General features: G+C 60.5%; 1 pseudogene. It reads left to right on the top strand.

The window, feature by feature from the left end:
* A pseudogene (locus ACG2LG_RS24160) lies at nucleotides 1-524 on the top strand (hypothetical protein); the annotation flags it as partial.

Genomic DNA, 524 nt, shown 5'->3' with positions numbered 1-524 from the left:
ACGACACCGTGTCCCTGGACTGGTCGAACTCGAGCGACAGCGGATCGGGGATGGACTACTATCAGGTGCAGGTGGACAACGGCAGCTCATTCAGCAGCCCGGAATTCGATGCAACACCCTCGTCATCGAACGACACCACCTCATCGCTTCCGGATGGCTATTACTACTGGCGGGTGAGGGCGCGCGACAATGCCGGCAACTGGAGTTCCTGGAGTTCGTCCCGGACATTCCGAGTCGACCGGACCGATCCGACCGTGCCGTCCTTGGCTTCGCCGAGCAACGGCAGTTCGACCGGCGACCAGACTCCCCGCTTCGACTGGAATAACTCGTCGGACTCCGGCTCGGGCGTGGATCACTACGAGATCGACATCTACGACGGGGATATCACCTGGGGCGACATCAACACCACGGTAACTATCTCCGAATACACCCCGGGAACGAACATCCCGTATGACACGATTTACTGGCGGGTTCGCGCGTATGACAATGCGGGGAACGTCAGCGCGTGGTCCAGCGTGTGGACG

The sequence above is a fragment of the Haloferula sp. A504 genome (genome assembly GCF_044385805.1).
GTDB lineage: Bacteria > Verrucomicrobiota > Verrucomicrobiia > Verrucomicrobiales > Akkermansiaceae > Haloferula.
The sequence above is the reverse complement of the archived record's forward strand: the minus strand, read 5'-3'. Positions and strand labels throughout refer to the sequence as shown.